This is a genomic window from Actinoplanes sp. NPDC049599, from assembly GCF_044465625.1.
Lineage (GTDB): Bacteria > Actinomycetota > Actinomycetes > Mycobacteriales > Micromonosporaceae > Actinoplanes.
In genome coordinates, this window is the sequence record NZ_JBITLX010000006.1 from 82,442 (window position 1) to 97,605 (window position 15,164).

General features: G+C 70.8%; 11 protein-coding genes. 3 read left to right on the plus strand and 8 right to left on the minus strand.

The window, feature by feature from the left end; all coding sequences use genetic code 11:
• The first annotated feature begins 285 nt into the window (after positions 1–285).
• Entirely contained in the window at positions 286–3,651 is a 3,366-nt protein-coding gene (locus ACIBQZ_RS13200; protein WP_396088820.1) for a family 16 glycoside hydrolase, read from the plus strand.
• A 10-nt stretch (positions 3,652–3,661) separates the two neighbouring features.
• Here ACIBQZ_RS13200 and ACIBQZ_RS13205 read toward each other — a convergent pair whose 3' ends face one another.
• Both ACIBQZ_RS13205 and ACIBQZ_RS13210 read right to left on the minus strand, forming a co-directional pair.
• A complete protein-coding gene (locus tag ACIBQZ_RS13205; RefSeq protein ID WP_396088821.1) occupies positions 3,662–3,979 on the minus strand; it encodes a hypothetical protein in 318 nt (105 codons plus the stop codon).
• Between the two features lie 195 nt (positions 3,980–4,174).
• The gene (locus ACIBQZ_RS13210) at positions 4,175–4,348 is read right to left on the minus strand and encodes a hypothetical protein (RefSeq protein ID WP_396088822.1); all 174 of its coding nucleotides are present in this window, start codon (positions 4,346–4,348) and stop codon (positions 4,175–4,177) included.
• Positions 4,349–4,351: 3 nt separating this feature from the next.
• Between ACIBQZ_RS13210 and ACIBQZ_RS13215 the strand changes: the two genes are divergently transcribed.
• Both ACIBQZ_RS13215 and ACIBQZ_RS13220 read left to right on the plus strand, forming a co-directional pair.
• On the plus strand, positions 4,352–4,726 hold the full coding sequence (locus tag ACIBQZ_RS13215; protein WP_396088823.1) for a response regulator transcription factor: 375 nt from the start codon (positions 4,352–4,354) through the stop codon (positions 4,724–4,726).
• A gap of 60 nt (positions 4,727–4,786) precedes the next feature.
• Positions 4,787–6,358: a methyl-accepting chemotaxis protein gene (locus tag ACIBQZ_RS13220; protein ID WP_396088824.1), complete on the plus strand. Its 1,572-nt coding sequence runs from the start codon at positions 4,787–4,789 to the stop codon at positions 6,356–6,358.
• Positions 6,359–6,380: 22 nt separating this feature from the next.
• On the opposite strand, the gene ACIBQZ_RS13225 is transcribed toward ACIBQZ_RS13220, so the two are convergent.
• The 6 genes from ACIBQZ_RS13225 to ACIBQZ_RS13250 form a co-directional block, all read right to left on the minus strand.
• Positions 6,381–8,042, minus strand: a complete 1,662-nt coding sequence (locus ACIBQZ_RS13225) for a diguanylate cyclase domain-containing protein (RefSeq protein WP_396088825.1) — start codon at positions 8,040–8,042, stop codon at positions 6,381–6,383.
• Positions 8,043–8,132: 90 nt separating this feature from the next.
• Positions 8,133–10,847 carry a hypothetical protein gene (locus ACIBQZ_RS13230; RefSeq protein WP_396088826.1) on the minus strand — a complete coding sequence of 905 codons (2,715 nt, stop codon included), beginning with the start codon at positions 10,845–10,847 and terminating at the stop codon, positions 8,133–8,135.
• 31 nt (positions 10,848–10,878) lie between these two features.
• Positions 10,879–11,778, minus strand: a complete 900-nt coding sequence (locus ACIBQZ_RS13235) for a carbohydrate ABC transporter permease (protein ID WP_396088827.1) — start codon at positions 11,776–11,778, stop codon at positions 10,879–10,881.
• A 10-nt stretch (positions 11,779–11,788) separates the two neighbouring features.
• Positions 11,789–12,781 (minus strand): ABC transporter permease, encoded by a 993-nt coding sequence (locus ACIBQZ_RS13240; RefSeq protein WP_396088828.1) that lies wholly within the window; start codon positions 12,779–12,781, stop codon positions 11,789–11,791.
• Positions 12,782–12,783: 2 nt separating this feature from the next.
• The gene (locus ACIBQZ_RS13245) at positions 12,784–14,325 is read right to left on the minus strand and encodes an extracellular solute-binding protein (RefSeq protein ID WP_396088829.1); all 1,542 of its coding nucleotides are present in this window, start codon (positions 14,323–14,325) and stop codon (positions 12,784–12,786) included.
• Positions 14,322–14,948, minus strand: a complete 627-nt coding sequence (locus tag ACIBQZ_RS13250; protein WP_396088830.1) for a YesL family protein — start codon at positions 14,946–14,948, stop codon at positions 14,322–14,324. Before ACIBQZ_RS13250 ends, ACIBQZ_RS13245 begins: the two co-directional genes overlap by 4 nt.
• Positions 14,949–15,164 lie beyond the last annotated feature (216 nt).

Sequence of the window (15,164 nt, forward strand, 5' to 3'; positions counted from 1 at the left end):
GACACCCGCTTGACTCACGCTGGACTCGATCCAGCAGGCGCGAAGGTGACCAAAGACTGTGCTCGACGTCGATGTCTGTCAAGGTGAGTGCGAAAATCATTCACTTTGGTCCGATGACGCCAGGCATGCGGAAATGCGGATCCGTCCGCCGCCGGGCCCGCCGCCGGCTGTCGACTTCTGCTGTGGAAGGCAAAAGTTTCGACGAGGTTAACCAAAGTTGTGGACTTGCTGGCAGAAGACGCCTAGCGTTCCCAGACATTGATGGTCGACTCTGTGGAGCGTCCGATGAGGAACCTGCCCCGCGTCTCCCTGCTGATGGGCGCCGCCCTGCTCGCCAGCCTGTTTCCCGCCTTCCCCGCCTCGGCGGCCGTCCCGCCGCAGCAGCCCGGCGTCACGCTGCGCACCTACGACCTGCAGGTATCGCGCGACACGATCTGCACGCTCAAGCCCGGCCAGACCCCGAACGTCGACAAGCTGCTGCCGACGGTCAACTGGACCGCCGCCGCGGACTTCGGCTTCGAGGACCGCTTCCAGTCGGAGGTGACCGGCAACGTCAACGTCCCCACCGCGGGCTCGTACGCGTTCCGGCTCACCAGCGACGACGGCTCCCGGCTGCAGCTCGACGGCGCGACCGTCATCAACCACGACGGGGCGCACGGGGCGACCGCGAAGGAGGGCAGCGTCACCCTCACGACCGGCTACCACGCCCTGCGCATCGACTACTTCGAGCGCGACGGCGGCCAGCAGCTGACCCTGGAATGGCGGCCGCCGGGCGCGAGCGCGTTCGTGGTCGTGCCGAACTCGGTGCTGAGCACCGACGCCGGCGTGGTCCGGGTGACCGCGCCCGGGCGCAAGGAGTGCGAGGCGTCGGGGGACAGCCCCGGCGACGGCCTGCCGCTCACCGCGGTGCATCCCGGCTACACGCTCACCAACCTGCGGCCGACCGGCTTCCAGCCGCAGGTGAGCGCGATGGACTGGTATCCGGACGGGCGCCTGGCGATCGCCACCTGGGGCGGCAGCGACACCGTGGCCGGTGAGGTGTACGTCCTCAGTGGAGTCAGCGGCAGCACGTCGCCGAGTCAGGTCACGTACCAGCGGATCGCCACCGGGCTCCGCGAGCCGATGGGGCTGAAGATCGTCGACGGCAAGATCTACGTGTCGCAGAAGCACGAGCTGACCGAGCTCACCGACACCACCGGCGACGGCGTCATCGACCAGTACCGCCGGGTCGCCACCTGGCCGTTCGACGGCAACTTCCACGAGTTCGCCTTCGGCCTGCTCTACCGGGACGGCTTCTTCTACCTGAACCTGAGCGTCTCCATCGACCTCGGCGGCGCGACCACGGTGCCCCAGGGCTCGGCGAACCGCGGCACCACCCTGAAGATCAACCGGACCACCGGCGCGGTGGAGTACCTCGCCGGCGGGCTGCGCACCCCGGACGGCATCGGGTGGGGCCCGGACGGCGACATCTTCGTCACGGACAACCAGGGCGGCTACCTGCCCGCCTCGAAGCTGCTGCAGATCAAGCAGGACCGCTTCTTCAACCACTACACCAACCCCGACGGCCCGTTCGACGGCCGGCCGGTCACCCAGCCCGTGCTGTGGCTGCCGCAGAACGAGATCGCCAACTCGCCCAGCACCCCGTTGCTGCTCAGCTCCGGGACGTACGCGGGGCAGATGCTCTTCGGCGACGTCACGTACGGCGGCATCCAGCGTGCCTTCCTGGAGAAGATCAACGGCCAGTACCAGGGCGCGGTCTTCCGCCTGACGCAGGGGCTCGAGGCCGGCGTGCTGCGCCTGAGCCAGGGCCCGGACGGCGCCCTGTACGCCGGTGGGCTCGGCGCCGGGGGCAACTGGGGTCAGGAGGGCAAGCTCACGTACGGGCTGCAGAAGCTGACGCCCAACGGCACCAATGTCTTCGACATCAAGGCGATGCGCGCGGTCGCGGGTGGCTTCGAGCTCGAGTACACCCAGCCCGTGTCGGAGACGACCGCCGCGCAGCTGGCCGCGCGCTACCGGGCCGAGCAGTGGCGCTACGTCCCGACCCCGGCGTACGGCGGGCCGAAGGTCGACGAGGAGTCGCTGCCGGTGGCGTCGGCGACCCTGTCGGCGGACCGCCTCAAGGTGACGCTCAAGCTGACCGGGCTCAAGCCGGGCCGGGTCGTGCACGTCCGCTCGCCGCGCCCCTTCACCTCGACCTCCGGCGCCTCGCTGTGGAGCACCGAGGCGTGGTACACGCTGAACAGCCTCACCGACGGCACCACGCTGGGCACCGACCGCGTGGAGGCGGAGAACGCCGGGCTCAGCGGGAGCGCCGGGGTGGCTTCCGACCACGCCGGCTACACCGGGTCGGGCTTCGTCGCCGGCTACGGCGCGGTGGGTGCGGCGACCACGTTCAGCGTCGACGTGCCGTCGGCCGGGTCGTACCCGGTCTCGCTGCGCTTCAGCAACGGCCCGAACCCGTCGGCGGGCGCCAAGACGGTGAGCCTGTACGTCAACGGCAGCAAGGTGCGGCAGATCAGCCTGGCCGACACCGGCAACTGGGACACCTGGGCGACCAAGGCCGACACCGTGACCCTCGCGGCCGGCGGCAACACCATCGCGTACAAGGTGGACACCGGCGACGTCGGGCACGTCAACCTGGACAGCCTGACGGTCGGTGCCGGCACCGGCGCCGCCGCGGCCCCGCGGACCGGCACCATCACCGGCATCGGCGGCAAGTGCCTGGACGTGGACAACGCCGGCACCGCCGATCGCACCAAGATCCAGCTGCACACCTGCAACAACTCGTCCGCGCAGAGCTGGACCCGCGACGGCGACACGCTCCGGGCGCTCGGCAAGTGCCTGGACATCGACAACGCGGGCACCGCCGACGGCACCAAGGTCCAGCTCTACACGTGCAACAACAGCGCCGCCCAGGTGTGGCGGGCACAGGCCAACGGATCGCTGCTCAACCCGCAGTCGGGCAAGGTGCTCGACGTCGCGGGCGGGGCGACCGCCGACGGCACGCAGGTGCAGATCTGGCAGTGGGCGGACGTGGCCCAGCAGAAGTGGACCCACAACGGCACCAGCCGGGTCACCCTGTTCGACGGCGGCAACCTGCAGGCCTTCCAGAACGCCGACGGCACCGCGCCGACGTGGCCGATCTCCGGCGGCTCGGCCGAGGTGCTCGGCGGCGACCTGCGCACCAAGCAGACCTTCGGCGACTTCCGGCTGCACGCCGAGTTCTGGCTGCCGAACCTGCCGGCCGACGTGACCGGCCAGGCACGGGCCAACAGCGGCATCTATCTGCAGGACCGCTACGAGATCCAGGTCCTCGACTCGTACGGCAAGCCGACCCTGGCCGACAACGACAGCGCCGCCGTCTACCTGAAGCGGGCGCCGTCCGCGAACGCGGGCACAGCGCCGGAGACGTGGCAGACCTACGACATCACGTTCCGGGCGGCGCGCTACAGCGGCACCACGAAGACCGAGGACGCGCGCGTCACGGTGGTCTGGAACGGCACGACCGTGCACAACAACGTCGCGATCGACGGCCCCACCGGCAACGGCGCCCCCGAGGGCCCGGGGTTCCTGCCGGTGCGGCTGCAGGACCACGGCGACCCGGGCGCGAACGTGCGCTACCGCAACCTCTGGATCGAACCGGCCTGAGAGACGCCGGTTAGCCGGGATGGCGGGCGAGCGACGCGAGGATGATCCCTCGCGCCGCTCGCACCGTGTCCGCCAGGGCGGCCGGGTCGCGGCCGATCCGCTCGGCGCCCGCGCGCATGACCCCGGACAGCAGCTCCACCGCGAGCCGCACGTCGCCGACGTCGCGGAACTCCCCGCGGCTGATGCCGGCCCGGACGACGCTCTCCACCTCGACCACGATCGCGTGGAACGGGCTGTCCGGGCCCTTCGGCACCTCGGCGAACGGCAGGCCGGAGCCGGGCCGGAAGATCAGCTGCAGGACCTGGTCGGTGAACGCCGCCAGGACCACCTCGATGATCTCCCGCAGCCGGTCCGCAGCCGGGCGTGTTGCGGGCGAGCCCGGCCCGGGCGGCGAGGTGGCCCATGGTGATCGAGTCGTAGTCGCGCTCGCGCAGCAGCTGCCGCGTCGCCTCGGCCAGCTCGGCCCACACCATCTCGTGGTGCATCCTCGATGCTGGCTCCCCGGATCCGCGGCATCCGACCATCATCTCCCACCGGCCTCCTGGCCGCCCCGGGCCGGCTTCCCGGGTGGGTCACGCCGTTGCTGCCTTCGGGTGCCGGCAGCGCACGGTGCGGCGATGATCCGGTCGAGCGTACGGTCGGGCAGGATCCGGGTCAGGCCGATCTCCCCGCGCCGTTCCAGCACCGAGATCACCATGATGTGGGCGATCCCCGACGCCGCCGATCAGCAGGGGCCACGCTCCCCAGGCCGAGGAACAGCCCGGCAAACGCGCCCTTGGCCGCGATCCGGGCCACCAGCAGGTCGGAGGGCGGCGGACCTGGACGTCGTCCGCGCGAGGTGCTGGGCCCGATCTCCCGGGGCCTGTCCAACGGCGGGACAGCCGGTCGCCGCCACCTGGCGGAGGGCACCGTCAAGACCCATGTCAGCCGGGTGCCGACCAGACTGGGCCTGCGTGACCGGGTGCAGGCGGTCGTCCACGCGTACGAGTGCGGCCTGATCCGGGCCGGCGCCCCGACGGCTGACCGCGGTCTTTGCCGTTCCGCCAAGATCAGCGGCCGTGCCGTGCCATCGTGAACGTGGCGCCCGGCGCGCCGTACGACTCGCGCGTTCGGTGAGAGACGAAGGAACCACGACGTGAGATGGACCGTGAGGCGACGGCTGGCCGCGATCGGGATGCTGGCGATCGCCGTGTCGCTGGCTGTCGGCACGATCGGCTACGTGGAGGCCGATGCCGCCAGCGACCGCGCCCAGCGGGCCTTCAGCGTCGCGGATGCGCTCGCCAAGACGATCGACTCCCAGCACACCGCCTCCGTCGTGCTGGCCGACGCGGCCATCCTGACCCAGGACGTCCCGGCGGACCGGCGCGCGGAGGTCATCGACCAGATGGCCGAGCACGCCGGTGAGCTTGCCGAGCAGCAGGCGATGCTGCAGGAGTCGCAGCTGGGCGGCGAGTTCTCGGCGGCGATGACGGCCTACCTGCCGACCATCCCACCCGTGCTGGCCGACGCGGCGCGGCTCGCGCAGACCACCGGTGTGCTCGCGCAGGCCGACTTCGACGCCGTCCAGGAGAACTGGGACGCCCTCGACGAGAGCAGCGACGCCCTCAAGACGCTCCTGATCGACACCGCGGTCGCGGACGTGGCGGCGGCCGAGGCGGGTGACACCCGGACCAAGCTGGTGCTGGTCATCGTGACGGTGGTGTCCGCGCTGCTGGTCGGGCTCGCCGTCTGGTTCGTCGCGCGGCTGATCTCGGCGCCGATCGCGGCGACCAAGGCGCTGCTCGAGCGGGTGGCCGCCGGCGACTTCCGGCATCGGCTGGCCGTACGCAGCCAGGACGATCTCGGTGAGATGGGTACGGCGCTGAACCGCACCGTCGACCGGGTCGGCGAGGCCATCGTGGACATCTCCCGGAACGCCACCACCCTGGCCGACTCGGCGCAGGCGCTGACGGACGTGAGCCGGCAGGTCTCCGCCGGCGCCGAGCGCGCGTCGGTCGAGGCCGCCGGCGCCGCGGAGAGCGCCACCCAGGTCAGCGAGGACGTGCAGGCCATCGCGACCGGCACGGACGAGATGCGGGCCTCGATCTCCGAGATCGCCGGCAACGCCACCTCGGCGACCACCATCGTCGCCAACGCCGTCCTCGCCGCCGAGGGCGCCAACCAGACCGTGGTGAAGCTGTCCGGTTCCAGCGCCCAGATCGGTCAGGTCGCCAAGGTCATCGCCTCGATCGCCGAACAGACCAACCTGCTGGCGCTGAACGCCACCATCGAGGCCGCCCGGGCCGGCGAACTCGGCAAGGGGTTCGCGGTCGTGGCGGGCGAGGTCAAGGACCTGGCCAGCGAGACGGCGAAGGCCACCGAGGACATCGCCCGGCAGATCGCGGCCCTGCAGGCGGACAGCACCGACGCGGCGGCCGCCATCAACGGCATCTCCTCGACCATCAACGAGATCGCCGACATCCAGCAGGGCATCGCCGCGGCGGTGGAGCAGCAGTCGGCCTCCACCCAGGAGATCGGCCACCGGGTGAGCCGGGCCGCGGGCCGCACCGGCGACATCGCCGACCGGGTGACCGCGGTGACCCGGACCTCGCAGCAGGCCACCGAGTCCGCCTCACAGACCCAGCAGGCCGCCCAGGACCTGTCCGCGACCGCGGCCAGCCTGCGTTCGGTGATCAACCAGTTCCAGCTCACCGCGCCCGCCCGCTGAGCCCGGGTCGGGTCGGCGACGGTCAGGAGCTACGCACCGTAGGCTCACCGCACGCGGCGGCGGGACCGCGGTGCACGGCGATGCGGTGCCGGGCCGACTGCTTCGCGGCGTACATGGCGGCGTCGGCCTGGGCGATGAGCTCGTCGGCCGCGATGCCCGGGGTGGCGATGGCCACGCCGATGCTCCCGGTCGCCTCCATCGTCGTACCGGCGATCCGGATCGGCTCCGCGAGCGTCGCGGCCAGCCGGCGGGCGACGGCGAGCGCCTCCTGTGGGGTGTGCACCTGCCGGCAGATGACGAGGAACTCGTCGCCGCCCCAGCGGCCGAGCACGTCGTCCGCGCGCAGCGCGTCCCGCAACAGGGTGGTCACCGCGACCAGCAGCTGGTCCCCGGCGTGATGGCCGTGCGTGTCGTTGATCTCCTTGAACCGGTCCAGGTCGATGAACAGCACGGCGGTCTGTCCCACCTGCTCCGAGCTGAGCGCGTGCTCCAGGTCGGCTCGGAGCGAGGCCCGGTTGCGGCAGCCGGTCAGCGGGTCGCGGGTGGCCCGCACGGTCAGGTCCTCGCGCAGCCGGCTGCTGGCGGTGACGTCCGTGATCGAGACGACGGCCCCGCGGACGCCCTCGTCGTCGGTGAGCGCGGCCAGCGTGAACAGGCAGCGCCGGGTCTCGCCGGCGACCGACGCCAGGGCGACCTCGACGGCGCGGTCGGCCCGCTGGTCCAGGGTGGCCGCCACGGCCTCCGCCAGGCGGGGCCGGTCGTCGGCGTGCACGAGCCCCATGACGGTGGCGAGGTCGGGCGTGCCGTCGGCGCCGAGCACGGCCGGCAGGCCCGCGTTGGCGAAGACCGTGGTGCGGTCCTGGTTCAGGACGATCAGCCCGAGCGGGAGCGAGTCGGCCACCCGGCGCAGCAGCCGGCTCTGCTGCCGGACCGCCTCGTGCGCGGCCATCTCGTCGGAGATGTCGGTGACCAGCGTGTTCACCATGGTGGCGTCGGGGTCGTCCAGGCTGATGAACACGTTCTCCACCTCGACCCAGACCCAGCGGCCGTCCCGGTGCCGGTGCCGCACCCGGACCCGCTGCGTCGACCGGCTGCTGCGCACCTCCAGCCACTGCGCGATGGCCCGCTCGTGGTCGTCGGGGTGCATGAACTCCAGCGAACGGCGCCCGAGCATCTCGGCGGCCGGCCAGCCCAGCATCTGGGTGAACCGGTCGTCCACCTCGGTGATCACCGCATAGAGGTTCTTGCGCAGCGTGCCGGTCCGCGGGCGGCGCGGCGCCAGCATCGCCGGGGCCGGCGGGACGGCCGGCGTGTCCTCCTGCCACGGTCCCTGGTCGGCGAGCAGCCCGATCCAGACGCCGAAGAACTCCCGCGCGTCGACGAACCGCAGCCGCCTCGCCCGCCCCGGCTCGCTGAGCATCCGGACCGTGGCCTCGGCCATGCCCCTGCGCTGCGCGTGCTCCCAGGTCTCGACCACGTTCATCCGGTCGGCGGCCACCACACTGTCCACGAAGGTCGCCTCGGCGCCCGGCAGGGTGGCCACCCCCCGGAAGCACTCCGCCGCGGGCAACGGCACCCGGAGGCTGGCCCGGTCGAGCGCGATGGCCACGGCGTCGGGCGCCCGGCGCAGCCAGGTGCTGATCGCGGTCTCGCGGGTGCTCGCGTCGGTCCGGCCCTCGGTCACCCCGCCATCATCGACCAAGTTCATCCCGTCCTGACCTACCAGAACAGCTTAATCCGGATCAACTCCGCCGCCGGTGGAACGAGCCTGGCGCTACGGGGCGGTTATCCGGTCGCCGATCAGCGCCAGGCTCTGGATGGCCGCCAGGCCGTACAGCGCCGTCGTGTTGGTGGACACCCAGGTCGCGGCCTCGGTCGGGTTGAGCGTCGAGGTCACCCGTTCGCTGCGCCAGGGCAGGGCCGGGCCGTAGCCGTCGCCGGTGTAGAACTCGCGCCATGCCCGCGTGGCGAGGTCGTCGCGGTGCAGCCGGGCGGCGGCGTACGCGGTGAGCCGCGCGTGGCCCTGCCGCAGGATCAGGTTGCCGAAGGACGCGCCGCACTCGGCCGTCTGTTCCTCCCGGGTGGCGTTGAACAGGCGGCAGTACTGCAGCCAGGCGCTCTCGAACGCGGGCAGGTCGACCAGGTCGATGACCTCGGCGCAGATCTCGACGAGGCCGAACATCGCGCTGAGGTGGGACACCTCGACCTTCTTCCCGGTGACCGGCGCGAACCGGCCGGTGTCCAGGTCGTACCGGCCGCTGCCGGTGACGAAGCCGTTCGGCATGGCGGCGATGGTCTCCATCGTGCCGATCAGCTTGGCCCGCGCCAGGTCCGCCTTGGGCCCGCGCCGTTCCCATTCGCTGAGCCAGGCGGCGGCCAGACCGCTCCAGTCGGTGCCGAGGCCGATCGACAGCGCGTGCGGGTCCGGGGTGTACGGCTCGGTGCGGATCTTGCGGATCGGGTCCAGCACCAGGAAGGTACGGTCCGAGTCGACGAGTTCCGACAGCAGGTCGCCGGTCCGTTCGTCGCCGGTCAGGTAGTAGTAGATCCGCCGGTAGGCAGCCGTGCTGATGCGTTGCTGCTTGGCGCTGTCGGCCCAGTGCTGCACGCCGTGCCGGGTGCCGAGCCCGGCCCATTTGCCCAGGTGGTAGACGTCCACCTCGCCGGTGTGCCGGGTCATCGTCTCGGCGAAGCGGAAGATGTCGGCGCGGCCCGAGCGCAGGAACGCGTACCAGAGCCACAGGTCCGGCGAGAGCTCCGAGTTGTCCCAGGCGTAGCCGCCCACGTCGTACCGCCAGACGCGGCGGTCCTCGTCGAAGGTGTGCATGATGTCGCCGTGGTCCCAGAACCCGTACCAGTGCCGCTGCTCCACCTGGCGCTGGTAGAACCCGAACAGGAAGTCCAGGTGGTCCTCGATCACGGCCTTGACCGGGTGGGAGCGGTCGACGGGCGCGAACAGCCCGCCGAAGACGCGGCAGGCGACCAGGTGCGGGACCGGGTTGATCAGCTGCGGCGGCGTGCGGACCTGGTCCGCCAGCGACCCGAGCCGGGCCGCCGACGGCGTCGCCGGCAGCGCCCAGAGGGTGAGCTCGCTGGTGCGGGCGATCCCGTACGGGGTGCCGAAGCCGGGCTCGTAGTCCTCGTAGGTGATGTTGAGCCCCTCGAGCTGTTCGGGGTACGTGTCCTGGCCCATGCCGTCGTGGTAGAAGCGGGTGTCCATCGCCCCGGCCTCCGGCGCCCACAGCCAGAGCGTGACCTCGGCCTCGTCGGTGCCGGCGTGGCGGATGTCGAGCTGGGTCGGGTGCCGCTGCCAGAAGTCGCGCAGGCCCAGGGCGAGCCCGCCGCTGACCCCGCCGACGTAGGCGAGGCCGCAGGCGCGGCGCCCCTGGTCCACCGGGACCCAGCCGTAGCCCCGCTTCGTCCGCTTCTTGAGGGTGAAACCCTCGGACGACAACTGGCTGAGGGTGTAGTCGCCCCACTCGGGGAGGTATTGCAGCCGGGTGGTGACCCGCTGGTCCCAGGTCGCCGGATCGGGCAGCTTCGTGCCCGCCACCTGGGCGGCGCGGACGGCCGCACCCGGGTCCCGGCGGAGCCCCGTGATGCCCTTGACCGCTTCGCCGAGGATGCCGGCGCCCTCGCCGACGAACCGGATGTGCCGGTCGTAGGTCGCGTCCCGCATCGGCACCCGGAACCGCACCCCCAGGCCGGCGATGTAGTCCCGGGTGCCGTCGCGGTCGTGGACGAACGTGTGCGTCATCCGGATGCTCTCGGCGCCGGCGAAGAACGAGAGCCGGACGGTGAACGGCAACCAGGACCTGCCGTGCCGGTTCGTGTGCGCGCCCTCGATCCGCACGGTGGCGCGTACCGGTCCGGTCTGCTCGATCGTGACCTTGCGGATGTCGCTGGAGAACCGCTCGCGCGGGGCGGACCGCTCCTCGTCCTCCTCGATGCGTTCCTGCCGGAGATTGACCAGCACGCCGTTCCGGGCGATCTCCACGTCCCCGCGCCAGATGTGGCTGATCAGCTCCCGGCCGCTCTTGCGGATCCGGACCCGGATAACGCCGGTGCTGATGTCGATATGGCGTTGCCGGTCGGTGACCACGACCGGATTCGCCGGCACGGCGGGAGCGCCGGCCGTGAGCGTGTACGAGTCCGCGGGCTCCTCCGCGGCGACGGCGTGTCCGCTCCACTTGAGAGTCCCGTCGGGCCAGTACGCCAGCGGCCGGCTCTGCACCGGCACCGCGCTGCCGTCCGCCGCGGTGAGCTGGAACGACTGATCGCCCGGTACGGCGCCCTGCGGCCACGGCGTGCCCAACGTCGACGTGGCCGCCGCGCCGGGCCGGCCCTCCAGCCAGGTCAGCCGCACCTCGGGAACCGCGGCACGGCGCCCGGCGGCCGCGGCGGCCGGGGAGACCAGGTTCGGGACGAGCGAGGACAGCGGGGCGGCGGCGAGGCCGGCCAGCACCCGGCGTCGGGCTATCGGTTCCACGGTCGGTGACCTCCAAGGAGTCGGCAGACGGTCATTCCTTCACCGATCCGATCAGCACGCCCTTCGCGAAGTGTTTCTGCAGGAAGGGGTAGACCAGCAGGATCGGCAACGTCGCGAGCACGATGACCGCGAACTTCAGGCCCTGCTCGGGGAAGAACACCGTGGACTGCTGGCCGAGCATGTTCGCCGAGTCGGCGTTCGGCGCGGTGAGCTGGCGGACCAGCACCTGCAGCGTCCACTTGCGTTCGTCGTTGATGTAGAGCAGCGGCGACATGTAGTCGTTCCAGATGCCGACCGCGTAGAACAGCGAGAACGTCGCGATGACCGGCTTCGACAGCGGCAGCACGATCCGCCGGAACACGCCCAGCTCGTTGCAGCCGTCGATCCGGGCCGCCTCCTCCAGCGCCTCCGGCAGCTCCTGGAAGAAGCTCTTGACGATGAGCAGGTAGAACGGGTTGACGGCCAGCGGCAGGATCAGCGCCCAGTAGCTGTCCAGCAGGCCGAGGCTGCGCACCACCAGGTACGTCGGGATCATGCCGCCGCTGAACACCAGCGTGAAGATGATCAGGTTGAGGATCAGCACCCGGCCGGGCAGCTGCCGCTTCGCCAGCGGGTACGCCATGGTGAGGGTGAGCCCCACCTGGACCAGCGTGCCGACCAGGGTCACGCCCACGGTGGTGAGCAGCGCGCGGACGAAGGTGTCGGTCGCGAACATGAACTCGTACGCGTCGGTGGCGACCTGCTCCGGCCAGAGGAAGAACGGCCGGGTGTCGATCTCGGACTCGGTGGCGAACGACCCCGCCAGGATGTAGAGCAGCGGCAGGATGGTCACGGCCGCGAGCGCCAGCAACAGCACGACGTTCAGCACGTCGAAGACCCGGCTGCCGAACGAGTCGTAGTGCCGCACCGCGCGGGTCCTCAGGAGTGCCATCCCCGTCCCCTCAGTACAGGCCGCGCTGGCCGAGGCGCTTGGCCAGCCAGTTCGAGCCGACGATCAGCACCACCCCGATCACGCCCTTGAACAGGCCGAGCGCGGTGGAGTAGCTGAAGGCACCCTGGGTGATGCCGATGTAGTACACGTACGTGTCGAAGACCTCCGCCACCGGGCGGTTGAGCGAGGTCGTCATCAGCCAGATCTGCTCGAACCCGGAATCCAGCAGGTTGCCCGAGGTCAGGATGGCCATCACCACGATGGCCGGCCGGATTGCCGGCAGCGTGATGTGCCAGAGCTGGCGCGCCCGCCCGGCGCCGTCGACCCGGGCCGCCTCGTACAGCTGGGTGTCCACGCTGGCCAGTGCGGCCAGGTAGATGATCGTGCCCCAGCCGGTCTGCTTCCACAGCAGCTGCAGAATGATGATCGGCCGGAACCACTGCTCCTGCGCCACGTAGTCCGCGCGCTGCCCGCCGACGATGGCGTGCAGGGCGTTGGCGAGCACGCCGAAGTCCGCCGAGAACAGCAGGTAGGTCAGCGACGCCACGATCGTCCAGGACAGGAAGTGCGGGATGTAGATCAGCGACTGGATCGAGCGCCGGAGCACCCGGACGCGCAGCTCGTTGAGCAGCAACGCCACCACGATCGGCGCCGGGAAGACGAACACCACGGTGAGCAGCGCCAGGATCAGCGTGTTCGCCAGCAGCCGGCCGAGGTCGGGGCCGGTGACCAGCGCCTCGAAGTGCTTGAGCCCGACCCACGGGCTGCCGGAGTAGCCGAGGAACGGCACGTAGTCCTGGAAGGCGATGCTCAGGCCGTACATCGGCCAGTAGCGGAAGACCAGGAAGTAGACCAGGCCCGGCAGCAGCATCAGGTACAGCCAGCGGTGCCGCAGCAGCAGTGCGAGGCGGCGGGCCGGACGCCCCCGGGCGGGGCGGGGCGCCGGGGGCGGGGTGGGCTTCGGAGTGTCCGGTGCCACGCCGGGCGCCAGCTCGGTCGCCACCGTTACTTGCCGACCTTGGCGACCAGGTCGTTGACCTCCTGGGCCACCTGGGTGCCGCCGCTGTCGTACCAGCGTTTGACCTCGGCGCGCAGCTGCTGCTCGGTGAGCTGGCCGGACAGGAACTTGATCCGCGCGTCCGGGATGATCAGGTCGAGCGTCTGGCCCTTCTCCACGGCGGTCGGCGCGATCACCGGCAGCGCCGGGTTGAACACCGCGGTCTTGAGGTCCTCCTGCATCAGCGGCTCCCGCTGGTCGAACAGCTTCTGCTGCACCGGGTCCGGGAACTTCGTCGGGTACTGGCCCAGGCCGATGCTGGCCCGGGTGCCGAGCTGGATGAACGCCTTGTCCACGTCGTTCTGCAGCACCTTGACCGCCGGGTCGTCCTGGTTGATCAGGACGGCGAACCCGTTCTCCAGCCGGTAGTTGCGGCCCGCGACGCCGTTGGTCAGCAGCGCCGAGCCCTCCGGCGACTGGAGCTTGTCCAGGGTCCGCAGGACGTCGGCCAGTTGCTCCTCGGTGCGGATGCGCTGCTTGGAGATGGCCAGCACGTTGTTGTATCCGGTGAACGGCAGGGAGAACTTCCGGCCGTCGGAGCGCTTGAGGTTGCCGACCATGGCCACCTTGTCGAAGTCCTTCGGATCGGCCTGCTTGAACCGGCCGGCCAGCTCGGTGCCGCGGACGTTGACGTCGATGATGATGCCGCCCTTGCCCTGGACGAAGGGGTCGTTCCAGTTGGCGCTGTCCAGCGTGGTGAAGTCCCGGTTCACCAGGCCCTGGTCGACCCACTGCCGGAGCCACCGGTTGGCCTGGTAGAACTCCTCGGTGGCGAAGCCGGGCACGAGCTTGCCGTCGCGGTCACCCCAGCCGTTGGGCGCGCCGAACCACGTCTCGACCGCGTCGTACGGGCTGGAGCTGGCGTAGTTGCCGGGCCATTTCGGGATGACCAGGCCGTACGTGTCCTTCTTGCCGTTGCCGTCGGGGTCCTGATCGGCGAACGCCTTGCCGATCCGGTACAGGTCGTCGACCGATTCCGGCAGGGGCAGGCCGACCTTTGCCAGCCAGTCCTTGCGGATCAGCACGGCCGACCGCAGCGTCGGCCGGATCCGGTAGATGCCGTACGTCTTGCCGTTGACCGACGAGTTGCGGGCGGTCCGCTCGTCGAGCGGCTTGAGGTTCGGGTACTGGTCCAGCTTGCCGGTCAGGTCCCAGAAGGCGCCGGCCTCGGCGGCCCGGACGAACGACGGGCTCTTCTCGTCCACCACCATGACGTCCGGGATGGTGTTCGACGCGAGCGTGACGTTGAGCTTGTCGTTGTAGTCCGCGTTCGGCACCCAGCTGATGTCGAGCTTCTTGCCGATCAGCTTCTCGATGGCCTGCTGCAGTTCGCCGTTGGCGTCCGGCGCGGTGCCGAACAGGCGCGACATCACCCTGATCTTGTCGAGGGCGCCCTCCTCCGCGTCGTCACCGCAGGCGGAGACGGTCACGGCGGTGGTCAGAGCGAGTACGGCGGCCAGCAACCGGCGGCGCCGGGTCGGTGTCCTCATCGGAGTCCTTTCGCTCGGAGACGCGCCTCGTTCTCGGCGAACAGGCGCAGACAGAGCCACGTGTTGAGCTGGATCCACCCGCCGACGGCAGCCACCGCCAGGAAGGGGTAGGCCGCGACGGTGAACGCGGTCGCGGCCAGGACGAACAGCAGCAGGACGGACGGAGCCGGGCGGGTCAGCGCGAACAGCGAGGCCTTCGGAAGGTAGGCACGGTTCCGCAGGTCGTAGTGCACCGCCATGGGCAGCAGATAGATCGCGATCAGGGCCAGCGCGGCCAGGGCGGCGAGGGTGGTCAACCGGGGGACCGTGCCCGCCGATCCCATGGCGGCGAAGAAGAAGTAGTTGGTGACCAGCAGGACTGCCGCCCCGGTGAGCGGGAGGACGAGCACGGAGCCGCGGCCGAACTCCCGCCGGTAGGCGGCCAGGAACGCGGGCCAGACCCGGAACGCCTCACCGGAGGCGTGCCGCCGGGCGACGGTGTACGCCGCGAGGGTGGCCGGGCCGATCCCGGCGAGCACACCGCCCGCCAGGGTGAACACCGTCCAGAGCAGAGTGAGCTCGGCCGCCCGGAACACCTCGTCGGCCGCCTCGTACACCCTGCTCGACCAGGCCGGTGCGGTCATCGCCGGCCCGGGTGCGGCGGGGCGGTGGCGCGCGGATCAACGGGTCGTTGCACCGGAGTACCTGCCCCATGACGATGCGGTTAAGACATTGACGAAGCTAACTTTGAATCGTCTCAAAGTCAATGACAGGAAAAGGCTTTCCCGCTGGTCGGCGAGAAGTGCCGGCGCCGCGGGGATCCATCCGCCGGGTCCGGCGGAGTAAGGGCTTTCGCCCCT